Source organism: Thermus brockianus (assembly GCF_001880325.1).
GTDB lineage: Bacteria > Deinococcota > Deinococci > Deinococcales > Thermaceae > Thermus > Thermus brockianus.
Genome location: NZ_CP016312.1, coordinates 176600 through 198496 on the forward strand (window position 1 = coordinate 176600; position 21897 = coordinate 198496).

The window sequence follows — 21897 nt, forward strand, 5'->3', positions numbered from 1 at the left end:
TTGTTTAGCGCAAAGGGGCCCCGGGCACAAAGGCTTATGCTATAGCGGTGGCGCGGCTTTGGGTGCTGGTCCTCCTCCTGGGTCTGGCCTTGGGCCAGAAAAGCGGGGGCGGGGTAGGAGGGCGCCCCTATAGCCCCAGTCCCCCACCCATGGCCCCCGGGCCCGTCCCCACCTACCCCATGCCCGTGCCCACCTACCCGGGCCCCGTGGTGGTCTACCCCGGGGGCGGGGGAGGCTTCGGCCTGGTGCCGGTGGTGGTCTTCCTGGGCCTCGCCCTGGTGGCCTTCCTCATGGTGCGGGGCCTAAAGGGGGCGGGGGAAGGCCCAGGGGCGAGCGCCGCCCGCTTGCGCCTCGCCCTCCTAAAGGGCCCTGGGGTGCAAGGGGCCCTGAGGCGCCTCGCCGAGGGAGCCGACACCACCACGGCCAAAGGGCTTGCGGACCTTCTGGACGAGGCCGCCCTGCTCCTCCTAAGGGAAGAACCCGGCTGGCGCTTCGCCAGCTACGAGGTGGAACACGGCTCCGAGGCCGAGGCCTTGGCCCGGTTTGACGCCTGGATGCTGGAGGAAAGGAGCAAGTACCGGGAAACCTTCCGCCACTTTGAGGGGAAAAGGCAAGTGGACCCAAGCTATGGGGCCAGGCCCGAGCCCGGGGGGCGCTACCTCTTGGTGAGCCTCATCCTAGCGGACCGGAGGCCCCTCCCCCCCAGGCGCCCCCTCACCCTCGAGGCGGCCAAGGAAGCCCTTCTGGACCTGGCGGGGTCAAGCCCCTTCACCCTCCTCGCCTTTTACCTCTCCTGGACGCCCGAAAAGGAAGAGGAGGCGCTTACGGAGGAGGAACTCCTCCTCCTCTACCCCAACCTGGAAAAGCTCTAATCCCGCCTGGGATAGAGTAGAGGGCGTGGTCCGGATCGGCAGGCGCACCGCAACCTTTTTTCCCCCTAGCGGGGCTTGGGCCCTCATCGGGGACTTCACCGACTGGGAGCGGAACCCCATCCCCTTGGATGGCCCCCTCACCTTGGAGTTCCCGGAAGGGGCCTACGTGGAGTACGCCTTCCTAGACCGGGAAGGCCAACCCTTTCCTGACCCGGACAACCCCGAACGGGCGGATAACCCCTGGTGGAGCTACCCCCGGGCCATCCGGCTTCCGGGGTTCCGCTACGAGGCCCCTCCCGAGCCCCAAGAGGAGCCCAAGGTGGCGCGGCACCGCCTAGGGGAAAGGCGCTACTACGTGGCGGAGACAGGGGAAGCCCCCAAGGCCACGGTGGTGGCCCAGGACGGGGTGGCCTTTTACCGCACCGCCGGGCTCCACAAGGTGGCCAAAGCCCTCCTGGAGCGAGGGGAGATCCCCCCTGTGCGCCTCGTCTTCGTGGAGCCCATAGACCGGAACCGGGAATACCGCTTCTCCGAGGCGTACGAGGGGGAGTTCCACGGGATACTGGCCGAGGTGGAAAGGGCCTACGGCCCCCTGGGGGAGGTGGTCCTGGTGGGGGCCTCCCTGGGAGGGCTTTTCTCCTTGTGGCAGGCCTGGCGCCACCCCGGGCGCTTCCCCAAGGTCCTCGCCCTCTCCCCCGCCCTCAAGGCCCACCCCGGGGGGATGGACGCCTACCGGGACGAGGAGTGGCTTCTTGAACGCTACCGGGAAGCGGAGGCCTTGCCCCGCATCTACCTGGAGGTGGGGCTTCTGGAGTGGCTCCTGGGGCCTAACCGCCGCTTCGCCGCCCTCCTCGCCGACAGGAAGGCCCCCCACGCCTACAAGGAGCGCCCCTCGGGGCACAACTGGGTCACCTGGAAGCAGGCCTTGGCCCCTGGGCTTCGGTACTTGCTGGGGGAAGGGTGAGCCTCGAGGCCTTCCTTGTCCTCCTCTCCGTGGCCGCCCTGGAGGCCCTCCTCTCCGGGGACAACGCCTTGGTCCTGGCGGTAATGGTGAAGCCCCTCCCGCCCCACCTAAGGCGGCGGGCCCTCTTCTACGGGATCCTCGGGGCCTACCTCCTCCGGGGCCTCGCCCTCCTCTTCGCCATCTACCTCATCCAGCTCTGGTGGGTGGAGGTCCTGGGGGGGCTTTACCTCCTCTACCTCATGGTTCGGCACTTCCAGGACGCCGCGGAGGCCAAGCCCCTCCCGGAGGCCACGGCCCGGACGTTTTGGCGGGTGGTCCTCCTCATCAACCTGGTGGACCTGGCCTTCGCCGTGGACTCCATCCTGGCGGTGGTGGCCTTCTCCAAGGACCTCCTTCTGGTCTTCCTGGGGGTGGCCTTGGGCATCCTCTTCATCCGCCTCTTGGCCAGCAGCGTCGTGCTCCTTATGGAGCGCTTTCCTGGGCTGGAGAAGGTGGCCTACGCCCTGGTGGGCTGGGCGGGGGTGAAGCTTTTCCTGGAGGGGGAAGCCACCCTCGCCCACCTCCTCCACCGCCCCGAGCTCGCCCTCGTGCTCCCCAAGGCGCTCTTTTGGACCGGCACCCTCCTCATCCTCCTCCTGGGAAGCCTCCTCGCCTTCCGCCGCCATGCCTAGGGACTGGGACGCCTTCTACCAAGGGGAAACCCTGGACCGCCCTCCCGCCTTCGTGGTGCGGGCCTACGGGCCCTTCGTGCCGGAGGGCCCCGTCCTGGACCTGGCGGGGGGCCTCGGGCGGAACGCCCGCTACTTCCTCGGGCGGGGCCACCCCGTGGTCCTCTTGGAAAGGAGCCGGGTGGCCCTAGAGCGCCTCGAGGGCACCCCCGGCCTCACCCTGGTGGAACGGGACCTCGAGGCCGACCCCACCCTCCCCCCAGGCCCCTTCGCCGGCATCCTCCTCTCTTACTACGTGCACCGCCCCCTCCTGCGCTCCCTCGCCCCCCTCCTCCGCCCCGGGGGGCTTCTCCTGGTGGAGGGCTTCACCCGGGAGGAGGCGAGGCGCCGGGGAAGGGAGGGTAGCCCCTTCTACTGGGAACGCTACGAGCTTTTAACCCCTCCCCCCGGCCTCGCCCTAAGGGCCTACGGGGAGGGGTGGCGGGAAGGCCATAGGGCCTTCGCCGTCTACGTCAAGCCTTGAGGCCCTTCGCCACCAGCTCGGCGAGGTCCAAGACCTCCGGGGCCTTTTCGTCCTGGGCGGTTTCCACGTTCATCATGGCCATGCAGAAGGGGCAGCCCGTGGCGATCACCTCGGCCCCCGTGGCCTTGAGCTCCAGGTAGCGGTTTTGGGAAACCCGCATGGCCCCAGGCTCCTCCTCCTTCCAGAACTGGGCCCCGCCCGCCCCGCAACAGAAGCTCCGCTCCCGGCTCCTTGGGGGCTCGGCAAGGGCCAAGCCCACCCCCTTGAGCACCTCCCGGGGGGCCTCGTAGACCCCGTTGTGGCGGCCCAGGTAGCAGGGGTCGTGGAAGACCACCTTGCGGGTTTCCTCGGACACCTTGATCCGCCCGGAGCGCAGGAGCTCGGCGATGAACTCCGAGTGGTGGACCACCCGGTACTGGCCGCCAAAGTCCTTGTACTCGTTCGCCAGGGTGTGGAAGCAGTGGGGGCAGGTGGTGACGATGGTCTTGGGGGCCACCTGGTTTAGGGTTTCCACGTTCTCCGTGGCGAGCTGGAAGAAAAGGTACTCGTTCCCCGCCCGCCGGGCGGCGTCCCCCGTGCACTTCTCCCGCCGCCCCAAGACCGCCCAGTCCACCCCGCTGGCGTTGAGGATCTCCACCATGCTCCGGGCGATCTTCTGCGCCCTGGGATCGTAGCTCGGGGCGCACCCCACCCAGTAGAGAACCTCGGGGTTGGGCTTCTCCTCCACCGTGGGCACGCTAAGCCCCTCGGCCCAGTCCAGGCGCTTGTCCTGGCCGATGCCCCAGGGGTTGCCCGAGCGCTCCATGCCGCGGAAGGCGTTGTTGAGCTCCTGGGGGAATTCCCCTTCCATGAGGACCTTGGCCCGGCGCACGTCCAGGATGTGGAGCATCGGCTCGTTCCCCACGGGGCAGACCTCCACGCAGGCCATGCAAGTGGTGCAGGCCCAAAGGGCCTCCTCGTTCAGGGCGAAGTCCATAAGGGGCCTTGGGCTTTCCTTGCCGGCGGCGAAGTCCTTTAGGATGCCGTTGAGCTCGTAACGCTCGGAGATGAGGATGGCGGCGGGGCTCAAGGCCTTGCCCGTGGTGTAGGCGGGGCAGGCCTCCTGGCACCGGTTGCACATGATGCAGGCGTAGGCGTCCAGAAGCCGCTTCCAGGAAAGGTCTTCCAGCTTCTCTGCCCCAAACTTCTCCTCCTCCTTCTCCAAGTCCAAGGGCAAAAGGGCCCCAGGCTTCTCCTTGCGGAAGGTGAGGTTAAGGGGAGCCATGAAGAGGTGGATGTGCTTGGAGCGGGGGAAGTAGGGGAGGAAGAGGAGGATGGAGCCCAAGGCGCCCCACCAGAAGAGGTGTTCTATAAAAACCAGGGCGGAAGGGGAAAGCCCGGCCAGGGCCTGGGCCAGGGCGCTGGCCACGGGCTGGAAGGGGTCGGGGCCCTCCTGGGCCAGGCCCGCCGCCTTAGAGAGGAGGCGGCTACCCACGTGGAAGGTGATGAAGGCCCCCACGATGGCGGAGTCCTTGGGGATGCCCTGGCGCACGCCCTCGTGGAGGGGCACCTTGGGGTTCCAGGTGAAGTCCTTGGGGGCCACCCAATAGCGCCTCAGCATGAGGCCGAGGATGCCCACGAGGATCAAGGCGGTGAGGAAGTCGGCGAGGAGGTTATAGGGGTTCCAAAGGCCTCCCTGGGCGTGAAGGGGGAAGTAGCCCTCCAAAAGGTCCACTAGGTTCACCAGGAGATAGTAGACAAAGCCGTAGAAGACGAAGGCGTGGAGGAGGGACACGAGGGGCCTTCGCTTGAAGACGGTTTCCTGGGTGAGGACGGCCCAGAGGGCCCGGCCCACCCGCTCGGGTAAGCGGTCAAAGCGGTCCTCGGGCCGCCCCCGCCTAATGGCCAGGTAGACGCGCCGGAAGCCGGTGTAGGCGTAGTAAAGGCTTGCCGCCGCTAAAAGGAGGAAGAGGATTTTTTCCGGTAGGGTCAACATGGAAGCACCCTCCTTATACTCGGTAAAAGTTTACCCCATTCCCCGCCCATGGCAAGAGCGTACAATGGCCCCTTGTGGAAACCGTAGCCCTCCTCGTCCTTCTCCTCTTTGGGCTTCTAAACCTTTTCGTCTTCCACCGCTTCCAAAAGCCCCTGTTGCCCTTGGTCCTGGTCCTTTTGGTGAGCGTGTTCGTCTTCTTCCTGGCCCCCGTGCTCGGCCTCCTCGTCTTCCTCCTGGGCCAGACCTTGGCCTTCTACGCCGCCGGGAAGAAGTGATAGCTGAGGAGGGCCACCAAAGCCCCGAGGAGAGCCCCCACCAGGACCTCGAGGTAGGTGTGGCCCAGAAGCTCCTTTAGGGGCTCAGGGGCAGGGCCCTTTTCCAAGACCCTCTGGAGTTCCTGGACGAGCTGGTTCAGGAGCTGGGCGTGAAGCCCAGCCGCCCGGCGGATGCCCGTGGCATCGTACATGACGATGAGGGCCAAAACGGCGGCCACGGCGAAAAGGGAGCTGCCAAACCCCTCCTCGAGCCCCACCGCCACCGCCAAGGCGCTCACCGTGGCGGAGTGGGAACTCGGCATCCCCCCGGTTTCCAAAAAGCGCTCCCACTGGAACCGGCCCTCCAGGAGGTAATAGAGGAAAAGCTTTAGGGTCTGGGCCAGAAGGTTGGCCAGGAGGGCGGTCCAGAAGACCTGGTTATAGAGAAGCTCCATGCCGCCTCAGGAGGGCCGCTTTCAGGGTGTTGGCCATGAGCATGGCCACGGTCATGGGTCCCACGCCCCCAGGCACAGGGGTGAGGGCGGAGGCCACCTCCGCCACCTCGGGGTGGACGTCCCCAAGAAGCTTCCCCTCCACCCGGTTCACCCCCACATCCACCACGATGGCCCCGGGCCGGACCCAGTCCTTCCGCACAAGATGGGCCTTCCCCACAGCCACCACCAGGACCTCTGCCCGGCGCGTCACCTCGGGGAGGGCTTCCGTCTTGGAGTGGGCCACGGTCACCGTGGCGTCTTCCCGCAGGAGGAGGCCCGCCAAGGGCTTCCCCACGATGTTGGACCGCCCCAGGACCACCACCTCCTTGCCCTTCAGGGCCACGCCGTAGTGCTTGAGAAGCCGGAGGATGCCCAAGGGGGTGCAGGGGAAAAGCCCCTCTCCCCCGCTCCAAAGCCGGCCCACGTTGAGGGGGTGGAAGCCGTCCACGTCCTTTAGGGGGTGGATGGCCTCCAAGACCCTGTCGGCCCGGATATGGGGGGGAAGGGGAAGCTGGACCAGGATGCCGTCCACGTCCTCTTGGGCGTTGAGCTCGGCGATGCGGGAAAGCAGGGCCTCCTCGGGGAAGTCCTCCGGGTAGACCTCCACCTGGCTCCTGAACCCAAGCTCCCGGGCCCGCTTGTCCTTAAGCCGCACGTAGGACACGGAGGCCGGGTCTTCCCCTAAGCGGAGGACCCGCAAGGAGGGGACAAAGGGCAAGGCCTTTAGCCTCTGGCGGAGTTCGGCGTACACCGCCTCCGCCACCTCGTGGCCGGAAAGGGTACGGGCTAGGGTCATCTAGGCCTCCTTGGCTACGGTCTTAAGCTCCCCCTCCTGGATCCGCCGGTAAAGGCGGCCCAGCACCCCGTTGACGAAAGCGCCCGAGTGCTCCCCGCCGTAGCGGTTGGCGATCTTCACCGCCACCTCAATGAGGGGGGCGAAGGGGGTGGGCTCGTAAAGCATCTCGTAGGTGGCGAGGCGGAGGACGGTGAGGTCGGTCTTGGACATCTGGGCGAAGTCCCAGCCCTCCACTGTTTCCCTAAGAATCCGGTCCACCTCCTCCTGGTGGGCCGTGTAGCCTTGGAGAAGCCTTCTGGCGAAGGCGATCCCCTCCTCGTCCAGGGCGTCGCCGTAAGGGTCGTCCTCCCCGCCCATCTCCTCCAAGGCGTGCCGGAAGGCCTCCTCCAGGTCCACACCCCCCTGGGTGTGGGCGAACAGGGCGCGCATGGCCAATTCCCTCGCCCGCCTAAGCATGGACCTCCTTGCGGTACTCCACCTGGGCCACGGTGAGGTTTACCGCCTTCACCGCCTCCCCGGTGGCCAGGAAGAGCGCCTCGGCCACCGCCTTTTGTACCCTTGGGGCCAGCTCGGGAATGGCCAGGCCATAGTCCACGGAAAGGACCAGGTCCACGCTCAAGCCCTCCGGCGTCCTCTCCACCTTCACGGGTTTGGCGCGCCGGAAAACCTCTCCCAGGGAGCGGGGGGCGGCCTCGAGGGGCCGCACGCCCTCCAGGCCCTCCAAAGCGTGGAGGACCAGGGCCTCGAGGGCGTGGTCGCTGATCTCGTAGTCCACCATCACATGCCCAGTCTACAGCTCCATGCGCCGGGCCACGAAGTTGGTGTAGACCGCCCCCCGGCGGAAGAAGGCGTTCTGCAGGACCTTTTGGTGGAAGGGGATGGTGGTCTTGAGGCCAGGGCCCTCAATCACCGTTTCGGAAAGGGCCCGCTCCATGCGGCGGATGGCCTCCTCCCGGGTGGGGGCCCAGGCGATGATCTTGGCGATGAGGCTATCGTAGTGGGGCGGGATCTGGTAGCCGGCGTAGAGGTGGCTGTCCACCCGGATCCCGGGCCCGCCCGGGAAGAGAAGGGTTTCCACCTTGCCGATGGAGGGCCTGAAGCCCTTCTCGGGGTCCTCGGCGTTGATGCGCACCTCAATGGCGTGGCCCCGCACCGCGATGTCCTCCTGCTTCAGCCAAAGCTTCTCCCCTTGGGCGATGCGGAACTGGGCCTGCACCAGGTCCACCCCGGTGATCATCTCCGTCACGGGGTGCTCCACCTGGATGCGGGTGTTCATCTCAATGAAGTAGAAGTTCCCCTCCTTGTCCACCAAAAACTCCAGCGTGCCGGCGGAAACGTAGCCCACGTGGGCCGCCAGGCGCACCGCCGCCTCGGCGATGGCCTTGCGGGTTTCGTAGGGGAGGACGCTTGGGGCCTCTTCCAAGAGCTTCTGGTGGCGGCGCTGGATGGAGCAGTCCCTTTCCCAGAGGTGGATGACGCTCTCTCCATCCCCCAGGACCTGGATTTCTATGTGCTTCGGCTCCTCAATGTACTTCTCCAGGTAGATGGCGGGGTTGCCAAAGGCGGCCCGGGCCTCCTCCTGGGCCTGTTGCACCGCCCGCTCCAGCTCCTCCTCCGTGTGCACCACCCGCATCCCCCGCCCACCCCCGCCCGCGGAGGCCTTGAGGATCACGGGGTAGCCGATCTCCAGGGCCGCCCGCTTGGCCTCCTCCACGCTGGCGATCTCGTCCGTGCCGGGCACCGTGGGCACGCCCGCCTCCCGGGCCACCTTGCGGGCCGTGGCCTTATCCCCGAGGGCGCGCATGTTCTCCGGGGTAGGGCCGATGAAGGTGATGCCGTGCTCACGGCACATCTCGGCGAAGGTGGCGTTCTCCGCCAGGAAGCCGTAGCCCGGGTGGATGGCGTCGGCCCCGGTGACGATGGCGGCGGAGAGGAGGTTTGGGATGTTCAGGTAGCTCTGCCCCGAAGGGGGCGGACCGATGCAGATGGCCTCGTCCGCCAAAAGGACGGGCAGGCTCTTCTCGTCGGCGGTGGAGTGGGCCACCACCGTCTTGATGCCGAGCTCCTTGGCAGCCCGGATAATCCTTAGGGCGATCTCGCCTCGGTTGGCGATGAGGACCTTCTTCATACGGGTTGGATGAGGAAGAGGGGCTGGCCGTACTCCACGGGCTCCCCGTTCTGCACCAGGATCTTCCTCACGATGCCGGAGACCTCGGACTCAATCTCGTTCATGAGCTTCATGGCCTCAATGATGCAGAGGACCTGGCCCTTCTCCACCCGGTCCCCCTCCTTCACGTAAGGCGGGGCGTCGGGAGCGGGAGCCCGGTAGAAGGTGCCCACGATGGGGGCGCGGATCTCCACGCACCCGGCGCACTCGTCCTGGGCAGGGGGCTTGGGCGCCTCCACCGGGGCGGGCGGAGGGGGTGCGGGGGCCTCCGCCTGGGGCAGGGGGGCCAGGACCGGGGCAGGGGTGGGCACCGTTTGGGGCACCGCCACCACCTGCACCTCTCCCCCACGCCGCACGGTGAGCTTGTAGTCGGGGGTTTCCAGGGTGAGCTCGCTTACCCCGTGTTCCACCAAGGCTTGCAGGATCTGCTTTAGCTCCTTGGGCGTCATAGAAGCACCTCGTGGCATAAAGCTTACCTTATGGGGAGGGTCTGTCTCCCTTGGACCGGGTCAAAACGTAAAGGGGCCCGGATGGCCGGGCCCCCAGGCACCCCTTGGGCTAGGCCCGGCCCACGTACTGGCCGGTGCGGGTGTCCACCTTGATGACCTCACCGGGCTCCACGAAAAGGGGCACCTGCACCACCGCCCCCGTTTCCAAGGTGGCGGGCTTAGACCCCCCGGAAACCGTGTCCCCCCGCACCCCAGGCGGCGTGTCCACCACCTTAAGCTCCACCACCGTGGGCGGGGTGATCTTGAGGGGGCGGCCCTCGTACATGTCCCCCAGGACGGTCATCCCCTCCTTCAGGAAGCGGGCCGCCTCCACCCGGTCCTTGGGCATGTGGAACTGCTCGTAGGTTTCCAGGTCCATGAAGACGAGCTCGTCCCCTTCGGGGTAAAGGTACTGGAGCTCGCGGGTTTCCACGTAGATGTCCTCGAGCTTTTCCCCCGAGTTGAAGGTGCGCTCAATGGTGGCCCCGGTTTCCAGGTTCTTGAACTTGGCCACCACCTTCGCCCCACCGCGGCCGATCTTTTGGTGCTGGTACTCCACGCACTCAAAGAGGCCACCCTCCATCTTCACTTTGGTTCCCGGTCGCAGGTCGGTCACGCTGATCATGCTTCCTCCTCTAGGTCCAAGACCTGGGGCTTAAGCCCTAAGAGGTCAATATACCGGAGGTAGTCGGCCTCGGCGAGTTCCCGCCCGGCCAAGGCCACCAAGAGGGCCTCCATGACGTTGGTGCCGAAGCTTCGGCCCTTTAGGCGGGGCGTGGTGGTGATGAGGCGCCTCACCCCCCTGGCCCTGAGGAAGGCCAGGTCCTCCTCGGTGGTGGTGTTCGTGAGGACCGTCTTCCCCCGCATGTCCTCGGGCATGTAGCGGCGGATGTAGTGCCAGTCCCCAGCGACGAGATCGGCCCAGGCGTAGTACCGGGTCCGCCAGTCCAGGACCTGCTTTTCCTGCGCCTCGCCCGTGGGGTAGAGGAGGCGGAAGGGAAGCTGGGTGAGGACGGGAAGGAGGAGGTAGGCGAGCTTTTGCAAGAGGGAAAGGCGGTAGAGGGGGATGGGCAGGCCCAGGGCGAAGATGAAGTCCCCGTAGAGCACCTTGGCCCCCGCCTCCCAGAGGGCCTCCGCCAGGCCAAAGCGGTCCACGGCGGAGGGGAGGAGCACTTTGGTGTTCTTCCAGTCTATTAGGGGGGCGAGCTCCCCGACGGCCCGCCTCTCCAGGGTGTGCTTGAGCCCGGAGCCGTCCACCACCGGGGTCTTCCGCGCTGCCTCCTTGAGGCGCTTAGCGTCCTTGATGACGTAGCGCCTCCCCCCCGCCACCAGGTAGAGGTCAATCCCCCCTAGGCCGATGGCGTCCACCTGGCCGTCCAGTTCCCGGATCAGGGCCACCGCCCGCTCTAGGTCCCCGTCCGTACCCCGCCTTTCCAAAACCACCCTCTCCCCCAGAAGCTCCACCTCCGCCACGGAGTCGCGGCGGCTAGAGCCCAGGGAAACCGAAACCACGCGCTTGGCCACGGGGGGCTATTGTAGCCCAAAACGAAGGCCAAGGGCTAGGAAGAGGGCGGCGAGGAGGAAGAAGGGCCAGACCCGGCGCACCCCAAGGAGGCGGGCTAGGAGGCCGAAGACCAGGCTCCCAAAGGCCAGGGCCAGGAAGAGGGCCTCCAGGTTACCCAAAAACGCCCCCATACCCCTTCCCCCTAGCGCAAGACCCGCCCCAAGAAGGCCAGGACCCGCTGGCGAAAGCGCCTGTCCGCCTCCCCCTGGAAGAGGTGGCCCGCCGGGTAGCTAAAGCACTCCACGGGCTTCCCCAGGGCCTTGAGCCTCCGGCAAAGCTCCCAGGACCACTCGGGCGGCACCTGGGCATCCTTGAGGCCGTGGTGGACGCTGTAGGGCACAGAGAGCTCCCCCAGGTAGGTCCAGGGGGAGGCCTGGCGCAGGGCCTCAGGGGGGAGGGTAAAAAGCTCCCTCCCCCGGGCACCCCCGGACCACTGGAGGATCCGCTCCAGGTTCCGCCTTTCGTCCCCGCTCATGCTCCCGTAAAGGACCACCCCCTTGAGCCCGGGGTCCACCAGGCTCACCACCTGGGCGATGCCGCCCCCCATGGAGTGGCCCAAGAGGGCGATGCGGCCCGCATCCGCCTGGGGGAAGGCCCCTTTGCGCACCTCGGCGAGGAGGTGGAGGACGTCCACGGCGTAGGCGTGGCGGAGCCCCCGGGCGGGGGCGCCCTCCGAGGGGGGGTGGCCCCGGTAGTTGGGGTGGAGGACGAGAAACCCCTCCCCGGCGAGCCAGTCGGCGTAGCGGGCGGTGTAGGCCAGGAGGCGGTAGCGGCTCGGTTCCACGTAGCCGTGGAGGACCACCACCACCGGGAAGAGCCCTTTGCCCCGAGGGAGGTTGGCGAAGCCGTGGACCCTTAGGCCCTCGGAAAGGTGGGAGAACTGGACCCGGGTGAAGCGGGGCCCTTCCTCCAGGACCCGCTCCACGCGGAAGCCCCCTTCCCCGTAGGTCCGGCTCCGGAGCTCGGGAAGGGTGGAGACCTGGGCCCAGGCCAGGGCGAGGAAGCCCAGGGCGAAGGCTACCTGGCGCATGCCCCCAGGCTAAGGGGAAAGGCCCGGGCTAACTGTGCTCCCCTTCCGGGGCAAGCCACCCCGCCTTTAGGGCCTTAAGCCCGATGGCGTGGTAGACGAGCTGGGCAGCGGTCATCTCGGCGTGGAACTGGCCGTTTGGGGAAAGCTCCACGAAGTCCATCCCCACCACCTCCTTCTCGGCGAAGACCGCCTCGAGGAGGTCCACCGCCTGGCGGTAGGAAAGCCCCCCCGGCAGGGGGGTGCCCACGCTGGGCATGAGGGAAGGGTCCAGGGCGTCAAAGTCAAAGCTGATGTAGACCCGCTTCCCCAAGGCGGCGAGGATCTCCTTTAGGGGAAGCCCTTCCCGGTGAAGCCGGTGGGCGGGGAAGAGGGCCACACCCCTTTCCCGCGCCAGGCGAAGCGAGTCCCGGTCCATGGCCCGGATGCCCACCTGGACCAGGGGGAAGCCCTCGAGGAGGAGGCGGTGGAAGGGCGAGGCGTGGGAGTACGGGGAGCCCTGCCACTCCGGGTAGAGGTCGGCGTGGGCGTCAATGTGGAGGAGGGAGAACTCCCCCAAGGCCTCCCGGTGGGCGAGGACCAAGGGGTGGGTGATGGAATGGTCCCCCCCAAGGGCCACCAGGAACTTCCCCGCCTGGAGGTGGGCCAAAGCGGCCTCCCGGATCAGGCGGTGGCTTTCCTCGGCGCTTCCCGCCACCCAGGGCACGGGCTCGGCGGCGTGGATGCCCGCCTCCTCGGGGGCAATGCCGAGCTCCAGGAGAAAAGGCTCCAGCTCCCGGCTCGCCAGGAGGATGGCCTCGGGACCCCGCCGGGCCCCCGGGAGAAAGGAGAGGGAAAGGTCGTAGGGCACGGGCAAAACCACCACCCGCGCCGCCTCGTAAGGGGTGTCCTGTTCGCCAAAAACGAGGCGCATAGCCCCTAGAGGATACCGAAGAAGCGCTCCAGTAGGCGCAGGATGGCCAGGGTGCCCCGCTCAAAGTCCTGGATGCGGATGTGCTCGTTGGGGCTATGGACCCGGCTTCCCGGGTAGCCCACCCCCAGGCCCACCGCCGGGGCCTTCAGGTGGTGGAGGAAGGGGTACATGGGGCCAGACCCCGCCATGTTGGGGTAGAGGACCGCCCTCGCCCCAAAAGCCTCCTCCAGGGCCTTTCGGGCCAGGCCCACGAAGGGGTGGGCGAGGTCGGAGCGGGCGGGGCGCTCTCCCTTTTCCAGGACCACCACCTCCACGTCGTGGAAGCCTTGGGCCTCGAGGTGGCGCTGGAGGAGGATGGGCACCTCCTCGGGGTCCTGGTCCGGCACCAGGCGGAAGTCCAGCTTGGCGTAGGCCTCCGCCGGGAGGACCGTCTTGGAGCCCGGCCCGCCGTAGCCCGAGTGGAAGCCATTGAGGTTGACGCAGGGCTCGGCGTAGAGCCTTTGGTTAAACTCCAGGTTCCTCGCCCCGCCCAAGAAGTCCCGCACGCCAAAGGCCTCCTTCAGGGCTTCGCTTTCGTCGGGGATTTCCGAGAGCACCTCAAGCTCCAAGGGCGTGAGGGGGCGCACCTTGGCGTAAAAGCCCGGGATGAGGACCCTCCCCTCCTCGTCCCTCAAGGAGGCCAAGGCCCGGCTTAGGCGGTAGATGGGGTTTTCCACCACCGCCCCGTAGGAGGAGTGCAGGTCAAAGCGGGCGGTGCGCACCCTAAGCTCCAAGGCCACGATCCCCTTAAGCCCGGCGTAGAGGTAGGGCCGCCCCGCCGCATCCACGCCCCCCGCTTCCCACAGGATGGCGTCCGCCTGGAGGCGGGGGGCGTGGGCCTCCACGTAGGCCTCGAGGTGGGGGCTTCCCACCTCCTCCTCCCCCTCCACCACGAACTTCACCCGGGGCAAAAACCCGTGCTTTTCCCGGAAAAGCTTTAAGGCCATGAGCCTGGCCACCAGCTCGCCCTTGTCGTCGTGGGTGCCCCGGCCATACCAAGCCCCGTCCCGCTCCGTGAGGGTGAAGGGGTTGCTTTCCCAAAGCGCGAGGGGGTCCGGGGGTTGCACATCGTAGTGGTTATAGAACAAAAGGGTCTTCTCCCCTTCTCCCCCCTCGGCGTACACCACCGGGGGGCCATAGCCCGGGTGAAGCTCCGCCTTTAGGCCCAGGCTTTCCAGAAGCGCCGCCACCCTCTCTGCCCCTTCCGCCAAACCCCGGCCCTCGGCGCTCACCGTGGGCAGGGCCACGAGCTCGGCAAGAAGCGCCCTTGCCTCCTCTAGAAAAGGCCTCATGGTAGACTGAGCATACTATGGTGGAACCCTCCTTAGTCCTCTACGGAGGCCCCTACGAGCGGGCCATGGACGTCCTGGAGGAAACCCTTCGGGAAACCGGGGCCCGGTACGCCCTCTTCATAGACCGCAAGGGCTTCGTCCTGGCCCACAAGGAGGCCCTATGGGCTCCCAAGCCCCCGCCCTTGGACTCCCTCGCCACCCTGGTGGCGGGAAACGCCGCCGCCACCCAGGCGCTGGCCAAGCTTTTGGGTGAGGCCCGCTTCCAGGAGGTCGTTCACCAGGGCGAACGCATGGGCCTCTACGTGGACGAGGCCGGGGAGCACGCCCTTTTGGTCCTCGTCTTTGACGAGAACGCTCCCTTGGGCAAGGTGAAGCTCTACGGGAAGCGGGCGGCGGAGGCCTTGGCCCGCCTGGCCGAGGAGGCCATGGCCAACCCGCCCAAGCTCAACCTGGACACCCAGTACCGCGAGGAGGCCAAGGCCCTCTTGGACGAGCTCTTTGGCAACTAGCATGAGCACCATCAACTTCGCCAACCGCGAGATCAACTTCAAGATCGTCTACTATGGCCCGGGCCTCTCGGGCAAGACCACCAACCTCAAGTGGATCTACGGCAAAATCCCCGAGGGGCGGAAGGGGGAGATGGTTTCCCTAGCCACTGAGGACGAGCGGACCCTTTTCTTTGACTTCCTCCCCCTGGACCTAGGGGAGGTGAAGGGCTTTAAGACCCGCTTCCACCTCTACACGGTGCCCGGGCAGGTCTTCTACAACGCCAGCCGCAAGCTCATCCTTCGGGGCGTGGACGGGATCGTCTTCGTGGCCGACTCCGCCCCAAACCGCCTTCGGGCCAACGCCGAAAGCATGCGCAACATGCGGGAAAACCTGGCGGAGTACGGCCTTAAGGTGGAGGACCTTCCCGTGGTCCTCCAGATCAACAAGCGCGACCTCCCCGACGCCCTCCCCGTGGAAATGGTCCGGGCGGTGGTGGACCCGGAAGGGCGCTTCCCCGTGTTTGAGGCGGTGGCCACGGAGGGCAAGGGGGTTTTTGAAACCCTCAAGGAAGTGAGCCGCCTGGTCCTGGCCCGGGTGGGAAGCGGGGCGTAAGGCAAGCGAAACAGAAGGGCCGGGGGCTACCCCGGCCCGCGCCATTTACCCCCCTCCCGTATACGAAAAGGGGAAGGGACTTTTGTCCTTTCCTTAGCACTACCAAAGGGACAAATGTACTTCACCCTCCTTGGGGCTTTTCGCTACCATATCCCCCGTATACGGCAACGGCCGTTAGGGAGGAAGGGTATGGAGGAAAAACCGGTTGGCGCCATAGGAGTAATTGTAGTTCTCACCCTCACCATCTTGGTCTTCTGGCTGGGGGTATACGCTCTTTTCTTCGCTAGGGGGTAAGCCATGGTGGACGAACACAAGGCGCACAAGGCCATCCTGGCCTACGAGAAGGGTTGGCTTGCCTTCTCGCTAGCCATGCTCATCGTCTTCATCGCCCTCATCGCCTACACCTTGGCCACCCATACCGCCGGGGCGATTCCTGCGGGCAAGCTGGAGCGGGTCAACCCCGCCACCGTGCGCACGGAAGGCCCCTGGGCTGACCCCACCCAGGCGGTGGTCCAAACCGGCCCGAACCAGTACACGGTCTACGTCCTGGCCTTCGCCTACGGCTACCAGCCCAACCCCATTGAAGTGCCCAAGGGGGCCGAAATCATCTTCAAGATCACGAGCCCCGAGGTAATCCACGGCTTCCACGTGGAGGGCACCAACATCAACGTGGAGGTGCTTCCCGGCGAGGTGTCCACCGTGCGCTACACCTTCAAGGAGGCTGGGGAGTACCGCATCATCTGCAACCAGTACTGCGGCATCGGCCACCAGAACATGTTCGGCAAGATCGTGGTGAAGGAGTGAGCCATGGCGGTGCGTACGGGAGAGATTAGCCGCATCTACGAGGCCTATCCGGAAAAGAAGGCCACCCTCTACTTCCTCGTCCTGGGCTTCCTCGCCGTCATCGTGGGAAGCCTCTTTGGCCCCTTCCAGGCCCTGAACTACGGGAACGTGGACGCCTACCCCCTCCTTAAGCGCCTTCTCCCCTTCGTCCAGTCCTACTACCAGGGCCTCACCCTGCACGGGGTCCTAAACGCCATCGTCTTCACCCAGCTCTTCGCCCAGGCCATCATGGTCTATCTGCCGGCGCGGGAGCTGAACATGAGGCCCAACATGGGCCTCATGTGGCTTTCCTGGTGGATGGCCTTCCTCGGACTCGTGGTGGCCGCCCTTCCCCTTCTCGCCAACGAGGCCACGGTCCTCTACACCTTCTACCCGCCCCTCAAGGGCCACTGGGCCTTCTACCTGGGGGCCAGCGTTTTCGTCCTTTCCACCTGGGTGAGCATCTACATCGTTTGGGACCTTTGGCGCCGTTGGAAGGCGCAAAACCCGGGGAAGGTGACCCCCTTGGTCACCTACATGGCCGTGGTCTTCTGGCTCATGTGGTTGATCGCCTCCATCGGCTTGGTCCTCGAGGCCGTCCTGTTCCTCCTACCCTGGTCCTTTGGCCTCATCCAGGGGGTTGACCCCTTGGTGGCCCGCACCCTCTTCTGGTGGACGGGCCACCCCATCGTTTACTTCTGGCTCCTGCCCGCCTACGCCATCATCTACGCCATCCTCCCCAAGCAGGCGGGCGGGAAGCTGGTGTCCGACCCCATGGCCCGGCTCGCCTTCCTCCTCTTCCTCCTCCTCTCCACCCCTGTGGGGTTCCACCACCAGTTCGCCGACCCCGGGATTGACCCCACCTGGAAGATGATCCACTCCATCCTCACCCTCTTCGTGGCGGTGCCGAGCCTCATGACCGCCTTCACCATCGCCGCAAGCCTGGAGTTCGCCGGGAGGATGCGGGGCGGAAAAGGGCTTTTCGGCTGGATCAAGGCCCTTCCCTGGGACAACCCGGCCTTCGTGGCCCCCGTGCTTGGGCTTATCGGCTTCATCCCCGGCGGGGCGGGCGGCATCGTGAACGCCAGCTTCACCCTGGACTACGTGGTGCACAACACCGCCTGGATTCCCGGCCACTTCCACCTCCAGGTGGCGAACCTCGTCACCCTCACCGCCATGGGCTCCCTGTGGTGGCTCATCCCCAACCTCACCGGCAAGCCCATCTCCGATGGGCAAAAGCGCCTCGGCCTGGCGGTGGTGTGGCTTTGGTTCATCGGCATGATGGTCATGGCGCTGGGCCTCCACTGGGCTGGGCTTCTCAACGTGCCCCGGCGGGCCTACATCGCCCAGGTGCCGGACGCCTACCCCCAAGCCGCCCTTCCCATGGTCTTCAACATCCTGGCGGGCGTCATCCTGCTTTTGGCGCTCATCCTCTTCATCTACGGCCTTTTCAGCGTCCTCTTGGGGCGCGAAAGGCGGCCAGAGCTCGCCGAGACCCCGGTACCCTTCGCTGAGGTGATCTCCGGCCCCGAGGACCGGCGGCTCGTCCAGGCCATGGACCGCATCGGCTTCTGGTTCGCCGTGGCGGTGATCCTGGTGGTGTTGGCTTACGGGCCCACCCTGGTGCAGCTTTTCAGCAACCTGAACCCGGTACCGGGCGTGCGGCTTTGGTGAGCGCCCTGGGTCAAGGGCCGGAAAAGCCCCGGCCCTTGACCTTTTTTAAGGCGGGGGAAAAAGTATGGCCGTGGGCTTCGTTTCCGGTCCGGGGCTTCCTTGGGCGGTGGCCCTAAGCCTTCTCCCCTTTTTTCTGCAGTTTCTGGGCCTGGGGCTTGGGGGCGCCCTGGGCCAGGGGTTATGCGGGAGCGCCTTGGGCATCACGGAAGCCGAGGCGGTGCGCTACGGTCTCGTGAGCGAGTACTACTTCTACGGCCAACTCTTCCTCGCCCTCCTCGCCCTCAAGGCCACCTATGCCCTCCTCCTTCTGGTCCTGCGCTTCATGTACCCCGACCAAGACCCGCCCTTTGCCCCTTGGGTGTGGCGGGTGGGGGTGGGGCTCTCCTCGGTCTTCCTTCTCCTCTTCCTTGGGACCCGGACCCTGCCCCTTCCCTTTAGCACCCCTTTAGGGCCAGCCTGGCTGGCCCCAGCGCCCTTGGACCCCCTCTCCCTCCTCATGACCCTTCCCGAACCCCTCCTCCTGGGGCTTTACCTGAAACACCGGCCATGAGGCTTCCCCCCTTGGTCTACCTCCTGGGGCTCGTCAGCTTCCTCATGGACGTGGCGAGCGAGATGGTCTACCCCCTCCTGCCCCTTTTTCTCACGGGCCTGGGTGCGGGGGTGAGCACCTTGGGCCTGGTGGAGGGGGTAGCCGAGGCCACGGCGAGCCTTTTCAAGGTGGTGGGGGGAAGGATCTCCGACCGTTTGGGCCGGCGCAAGCCCCTTCTCCTTTTGGGCTATGGCCTTCCCGCCCTCTTAAGGCCCCTCCTCGCCCTGGCCCAAAGCCCCTTTCACGTCCTCCTCTACCGCTTTTTGGACCGCACAGGTAAGGGGCTTCGCACGGCACCCCGGGACGCCCTCTTGGCGGAGGGCGTGCCCCAAGGGGCCTTGGGCCGGGCCTACGGCCTCCACCGGGGCCTGGACACCTTGGGGGCCACCCTAGGGCCCCTTTTGGCCTACCTCCTCCTCCCCCACGTGGGGGTGCGGGGGGTGTTCTGGGCCTCTGCCGTGCCCGCGGGCCTGGCCTTCTTGGCCTTGTTCCTGGTGCGGGAACCCGCCTCGAGGCCCCCCTCCTCCCACCTCCCCCCCCTCCGCCTTGGGGCCATGCCCCCCGCCTACCGCCGCTTCCTCCTCCTTTCGGGCCTCTTCGCCTTGGCCCTGTCCTCCAACGCCTTCCTCCTCCTCCGCCTGAAGGACCTCGGGCTTTCCCAAGAGGCAGTGGCCCTGGCCTATACCGCCTACAACCTCCTCTATGCCCTCCTTTCCTACCCCTTGGGGAGCCTGGCGGACCGGGTGGGCCTCAGGCGGGTGGTGGCCTTGGGGTTTTTCCTCTACGCCCTGGTCTACCTGGGCTTCGCCTGGGCGGAAAGCGCCCCTTGGGGCGTGGCCTTTTTGCTCCTGTATGCCCTCTACTCCGCCGCCTTTGAGGGGAGTAGCCGGGCCTACCTCGCCACCTTGGTCGGAGCGGAGGCCAAGGCCAGCGCCATTGGCCTCTACCACACCGTGGTGGGGGTGCTCCTTCTCCCCGCAAGCCTCCTTTTTGGGCTCTTATGGCAGGCTTTCGGCGCCGAGGTGGCCTTCGGGGTGGGGGCGGGCCTCGCCCTCCTCGCCCTTTTCCTCTTTCTCCTTGACGGAAAGGCCAAAGGGGCCTATCCTGGTTGAGGCCCTGAGGGGCTTTGAGGAGGAAGGGGCTCAAAGCGCCTTCCCCCCTGACGGAGGTAAAGATGCCCATCACCAAGGAAGAAAAGCAGAAGGTTATTGAGGAGTTCGCCCGTTTCCCCGGGGACACGGGGAGCACCGAGGTGCAGGTGGCCCTCCTCACCCTGCGCATCAACAAGCTCTCCGAGCACCTCAAGGTGCACAAGCACGACCACCACTCCCACCGGGGCCTCCTCATGCTGGTGGGGCAACGCCGGAGGCTTCTCCGCTACCTGGAGCGGGAAGACCCCGAGCGCTATCGGGCGCTGGTTGAGAAACTAGGCTTGAGGAAGTAAACTGGGGTTTAGGTCGGGGGCGGGGCCTTAGGGCTCCGCCTTTCGCTTAGAGGAACGTATGCCGCAAGCCACAGCCAACACACCCCAAGCCTTCCGTTACGAAACCCAGGTGGCGGGGCGCCCCCTGGTTCTAGAGACGGGCAAGTACGCCAAGCAGGTTTCCGGTTCCGTTTTGGTGCGCTACGGGGACACCGTGGTCCTAGCCACGGCCCAAGCTTCCGAAGAGCCTGTCCAGGCGGACTTCCTGCCCCTCACCGTGGAGTTTGAGGAGCGCCACTACGCCGTGGGCAAGATCCCGGGAAGCTTCATGCGCCGGGAGGGGCGCCCGGGGGAGAAGGCCATCCTCTCCGCCCGCATGACCGATAGGCCCATCCGGCCCCTCTTCCCCAAGGGTTTCCGCCACGAGGTGCAGGTCATCCTCACGGTGCTCTCGGCGGACCAGAAGAACCCCCCGGACATCCTAGGGCCCATCGGGGCGAGCGCCGCCCTGATGCTTTCCGACATCCCTTGGGAAGGCCCCGTGGCCGCCGTGCGGGTGGGGCTCATCGGAGGCCAGTTCGTCCTGAACCCCACCCTCCAGGAGATGGAGGAGAGCCAACTGGACCTGGTGGTGGCGGGGAGCCGGGAGGCCATCCTCATGGTGGAGGCCGGGGCACAGGAGGTGGACGAGGAGACCTTGGTCCAGGCCCTGGAGTTCGCCCACAAGGAGATGCAACCCATCCTGGACCTCCAGGAAAGGATGGCCCTAGCCCTTGGCAAGCCCAAAATGGCCTGGACGCCCCCCGAAACCCTCCCCGAGGAGGAGAAGGAGGCCCTCTACCGCCTGGCCCTGGAGCGGGGGCTTTCCCAGGTCTTGCAGACGGCGAGCAAAGGGGAAAGGAGCCGGGCCCTCTCCACCTTCGCCGAGGCCCTCGTGGCCGAACTCCTCCCCAAGAGGGAGGACGGCACCCCGGACGAGAGCCGAAAGCCCCTTTACGAGAGCGCCTTTGACGAGGTGGTGCGGCGGGAGCTAAGGCGCCTTGTCCTGGAGGAGGGCAAGCGGGCGGACGGCCGTGGCCCCAAGGACCTGAGGCCCATTTGGGTGGAGGTGGACGTCCTGCCCCGGGCCCACGGCTCGGCCATCTTCACCCGGGGGAGACCCAGGTTTTGGGCACCGTGACCCTGGGCACGGGCCGGGACGAGCAGATCATTGACGACCTGGGCATTGACGAGACCGACCCCTTCCTGGTCCACTACAACTTCCCCCCCTATTCCACGGGGGAGGTCAAGCGGCTCAGGGGGGTTTCCCGGCGGGAGGTGGGCCACGGCAACCTGGCCAAAAGGGCCCTTAAGGCGGTGCTCCCGCCCCAGGAGAGCTTCCCCTACACCATCCGGGTGGTGGGGGACGTGCTGGAATCCAACGGTTCCAGCTCCATGGCCACGGTCTGCGCCGGCTGCCTCGCCCTCATGGACGCCGGGGTGCCCATCAAGAAGCCCGTGGCCGGGGTGGCCATGGGCCTGGTCTGGGAGGGGGAGAAGGCGGTGATCCTCACGGACATCCTGGGCCTCGAGGACGCCCTTGGGGACATGGACTTCAAGGTGGCGGGCACCCGGGATGGGGTCACCGCCCTGCAGATGGACAACAAGGTGGGCGGCCTGCCCCGGGAGGTGCTCAAGGAAGCCCTGATGCAGGCCCGGGAAGCCCGGCTTCAGATCCTCTCCATCATGGAAAGTGTCCTCCCCGCCCCGCGGCCCGAGCTCAAGCCCTTCGCTCCCAGAATCCTCAGCCTCAAGGTGCCCGTGGAGAAGATCGGCCTGGTCATCGGGCCCGGCGGGAAGAACGTGCGGGCCTTGGAAGAGCTTGGGGTGGAGGTGGACATTGAGGAGGACGGGACGGTGCGCATCTACTCCGCCGACCTCGAGGCGGCCGAAAAGGCCAAGAAGCGCATAGAAGACCTCACCCGCGAGGCCAAGGTGGGCGAGGTGTACGAGGGCACCGTCACCAAAATCACTCCCTTCGGGGCCTTCATCAGCCTCTTCCCTGGCACGGAAGGCCTCCTGCACATCAGCCAGATCGCCCCGGGCCGGGTGGAGCGGGTGGAGGACCACCTCAAGGTGGGGGACGTGATCAAGGTCAAGGTCCACCGCATTGACGAGCGGGGCAAGATAGACCTGATCCGGCCCGAGCTGGAAGGCAAAATCCCCCCCAGGCGGCGGGGCTAGCCCCTGGGGGTTTCCCCAAGCCGTAATCC

26 protein-coding genes and 1 pseudogene are annotated in these 21897 nt (G+C 66.5%); 14 read left to right on the forward strand and 13 right to left on the reverse strand.

Annotation, left to right across the window (positions count from 1 at the left end; genetic code table 11):
- Positions 1-47: 47 nt before the first annotated feature.
- From A0O31_RS00870 to A0O31_RS00885, 4 genes are read left to right on the forward strand one after another with little or no spacing between them, the layout of a single operon-like run.
- The gene (locus A0O31_RS00870) at positions 48-872 is read left to right on the forward strand and encodes a DUF1517 domain-containing protein (RefSeq protein WP_071676277.1); all 825 of its coding nucleotides are present in this window, start codon (positions 48-50) and stop codon (positions 870-872) included.
- 25 nt (positions 873-897) lie between these two features.
- Positions 898-1836: an alpha/beta hydrolase-fold protein gene (locus tag A0O31_RS00875; RefSeq protein WP_071676278.1), complete on the forward strand. Its 939-nt coding sequence runs from the start codon at positions 898-900 to the stop codon at positions 1834-1836.
- Complete coding sequence (locus A0O31_RS00880; protein WP_071676279.1) at positions 1833-2507, forward strand: TerC family protein; 675 nt, start codon at positions 1833-1835, stop codon at positions 2505-2507. Before A0O31_RS00875 ends, A0O31_RS00880 begins: the two co-directional genes overlap by 4 nt.
- Positions 2500-3027, forward strand: coding sequence for a class I SAM-dependent methyltransferase (locus A0O31_RS00885; protein ID WP_071676280.1), 528 nt, complete (start codon positions 2500-2502; stop codon positions 3025-3027). The genes A0O31_RS00880 and A0O31_RS00885 overlap by 8 nt, the downstream gene beginning before the upstream one ends.
- Here the strand turns inward: A0O31_RS00885 and A0O31_RS00890 are convergent.
- A complete protein-coding gene (locus tag A0O31_RS00890) occupies positions 3017-5002 on the reverse strand; it encodes a (Fe-S)-binding protein (RefSeq protein WP_071676281.1) in 1986 nt (661 codons plus the stop codon). The genes A0O31_RS00885 and A0O31_RS00890 overlap by 11 nt on opposite strands.
- A gap of 74 nt (positions 5003-5076) precedes the next feature.
- Here A0O31_RS00890 and A0O31_RS00895 point away from each other — a divergent pair, with 74 nt between their 5' ends.
- Positions 5077-5277, forward strand: a complete 201-nt coding sequence (locus A0O31_RS00895) for a hypothetical protein (protein WP_071676282.1) — start codon at positions 5077-5079, stop codon at positions 5275-5277.
- Here A0O31_RS00895 and A0O31_RS00900 read toward each other — a convergent pair.
- The 12 genes from A0O31_RS00900 to A0O31_RS00950 form a co-directional block, all read right to left on the reverse strand.
- The gene (locus tag A0O31_RS00900) at positions 5256-5711 is read right to left on the reverse strand and encodes a divergent PAP2 family protein (protein ID WP_071676283.1); all 456 of its coding nucleotides are present in this window, start codon (positions 5709-5711) and stop codon (positions 5256-5258) included. The two genes, A0O31_RS00895 and A0O31_RS00900, sit on opposite strands and share 22 nt — an antisense overlap.
- Positions 5695-6546, reverse strand: coding sequence for a tetrahydrofolate dehydrogenase/cyclohydrolase catalytic domain-containing protein (locus A0O31_RS00905; RefSeq protein WP_071676284.1), 852 nt, complete (start codon positions 6544-6546; stop codon positions 5695-5697). Before A0O31_RS00905 ends, A0O31_RS00900 begins: the two co-directional genes overlap by 17 nt.
- Positions 6547-7002 carry a transcription antitermination factor NusB gene (gene nusB / locus A0O31_RS00910; protein WP_071676285.1) on the reverse strand — a complete coding sequence of 152 codons (456 nt, stop codon included), beginning with the start codon at positions 7000-7002 and terminating at the stop codon, positions 6547-6549.
- Positions 6995-7324: an Asp23/Gls24 family envelope stress response protein gene (locus tag A0O31_RS00915; protein WP_071676286.1), complete on the reverse strand. Its 330-nt coding sequence runs from the start codon at positions 7322-7324 to the stop codon at positions 6995-6997. The genes nusB and A0O31_RS00915 overlap by 8 nt, the downstream gene beginning before the upstream one ends.
- A gap of 12 nt (positions 7325-7336) precedes the next feature.
- On the reverse strand, positions 7337-8674 hold the full coding sequence (gene accC, locus A0O31_RS00920) for an acetyl-CoA carboxylase biotin carboxylase subunit (RefSeq protein WP_071676287.1): 1338 nt from the start codon (positions 8672-8674) through the stop codon (positions 7337-7339).
- Complete coding sequence (gene accB, locus A0O31_RS00925; protein WP_071676288.1) at positions 8671-9162, reverse strand: acetyl-CoA carboxylase biotin carboxyl carrier protein; 492 nt, start codon at positions 9160-9162, stop codon at positions 8671-8673. The genes accC and accB overlap by 4 nt, the downstream gene beginning before the upstream one ends.
- A 109-nt stretch (positions 9163-9271) precedes the next feature.
- The gene (gene efp, locus A0O31_RS00930; protein WP_071676289.1) at positions 9272-9826 is read right to left on the reverse strand and encodes an elongation factor P; all 555 of its coding nucleotides are present in this window, start codon (positions 9824-9826) and stop codon (positions 9272-9274) included.
- Positions 9823-10725: a quinate 5-dehydrogenase gene (locus A0O31_RS00935; RefSeq protein ID WP_071676290.1), complete on the reverse strand. Its 903-nt coding sequence runs from the start codon at positions 10723-10725 to the stop codon at positions 9823-9825. Before A0O31_RS00935 ends, efp begins: the two co-directional genes overlap by 4 nt.
- 6 nt (positions 10726-10731) lie before the next feature.
- Positions 10732-10896, reverse strand: a complete 165-nt coding sequence (locus A0O31_RS12935; RefSeq protein WP_203226797.1) for a hypothetical protein — start codon at positions 10894-10896, stop codon at positions 10732-10734.
- Between the two features lie 11 nt (positions 10897-10907).
- Positions 10908-11795, reverse strand: a complete 888-nt coding sequence (locus tag A0O31_RS00940) for an alpha/beta hydrolase family protein (protein WP_071676291.1) — start codon at positions 11793-11795, stop codon at positions 10908-10910.
- 28 nt (positions 11796-11823) lie between these two features.
- Complete coding sequence (gene speB / locus A0O31_RS00945) at positions 11824-12705, reverse strand: agmatinase (protein ID WP_071676292.1); 882 nt, start codon at positions 12703-12705, stop codon at positions 11824-11826.
- Between the two features lie 5 nt (positions 12706-12710).
- Positions 12711-14036: a M20/M25/M40 family metallo-hydrolase gene (locus tag A0O31_RS00950; protein ID WP_071676293.1), complete on the reverse strand. Its 1326-nt coding sequence runs from the start codon at positions 14034-14036 to the stop codon at positions 12711-12713.
- Positions 14037-14053: 17 nt separating this feature from the next.
- On the opposite strand from A0O31_RS00950, the gene mglB reads away from it, so the two are divergent.
- The 9 genes and pseudogenes from mglB (at position 14054) to pnp (ending at position 21868) form a co-directional block, all read left to right on the forward strand.
- Positions 14054-14545 carry a GTPase-activating protein MglB gene (gene mglB / locus A0O31_RS00955; RefSeq protein WP_071676294.1) on the forward strand — a complete coding sequence of 164 codons (492 nt, stop codon included), beginning with the start codon at positions 14054-14056 and terminating at the stop codon, positions 14543-14545.
- A gap of 1 nt (position 14546) precedes the next feature.
- Positions 14547-15137, forward strand: coding sequence for a GTPase MglA (gene mglA / locus A0O31_RS00960; RefSeq protein WP_071676295.1), 591 nt, complete (start codon positions 14547-14549; stop codon positions 15135-15137).
- Between the two features lie 189 nt (positions 15138-15326).
- Positions 15327-15431, forward strand: a complete 105-nt coding sequence (locus A0O31_RS00965) for a cytochrome c oxidase subunit 2A (protein ID WP_071677876.1) — start codon at positions 15327-15329, stop codon at positions 15429-15431.
- A 3-nt stretch (positions 15432-15434) separates the two neighbouring features.
- Entirely contained in the window at positions 15435-15941 is a 507-nt protein-coding gene (locus A0O31_RS00970; RefSeq protein ID WP_071676296.1) for a cupredoxin domain-containing protein, read from the forward strand.
- 3 nt (positions 15942-15944) lie between these two features.
- Entirely contained in the window at positions 15945-17633 is a 1689-nt protein-coding gene (locus tag A0O31_RS00975; RefSeq protein ID WP_071676297.1) for a b(o/a)3-type cytochrome-c oxidase subunit 1, read from the forward strand.
- 64 nt (positions 17634-17697) lie between these two features.
- Positions 17698-18183: a hypothetical protein gene (locus tag A0O31_RS00980; RefSeq protein ID WP_152024379.1), complete on the forward strand. Its 486-nt coding sequence runs from the start codon at positions 17698-17700 to the stop codon at positions 18181-18183.
- Complete coding sequence (locus A0O31_RS00985) at positions 18180-19334, forward strand: MFS transporter (RefSeq protein WP_071676298.1); 1155 nt, start codon at positions 18180-18182, stop codon at positions 19332-19334. The genes A0O31_RS00980 and A0O31_RS00985 overlap by 4 nt, the downstream gene beginning before the upstream one ends.
- Before the next feature lie 62 nt (positions 19335-19396).
- Positions 19397-19666 (forward strand): 30S ribosomal protein S15, encoded by a 270-nt coding sequence (gene rpsO / locus A0O31_RS00990; RefSeq protein WP_071677878.1) that lies wholly within the window; start codon positions 19397-19399, stop codon positions 19664-19666.
- A gap of 58 nt (positions 19667-19724) precedes the next feature.
- Positions 19725-21868, forward strand: a pseudogene (pnp, locus tag A0O31_RS00995) (polyribonucleotide nucleotidyltransferase).
- Positions 21869-21897: the final 29 nt, after the last annotated feature.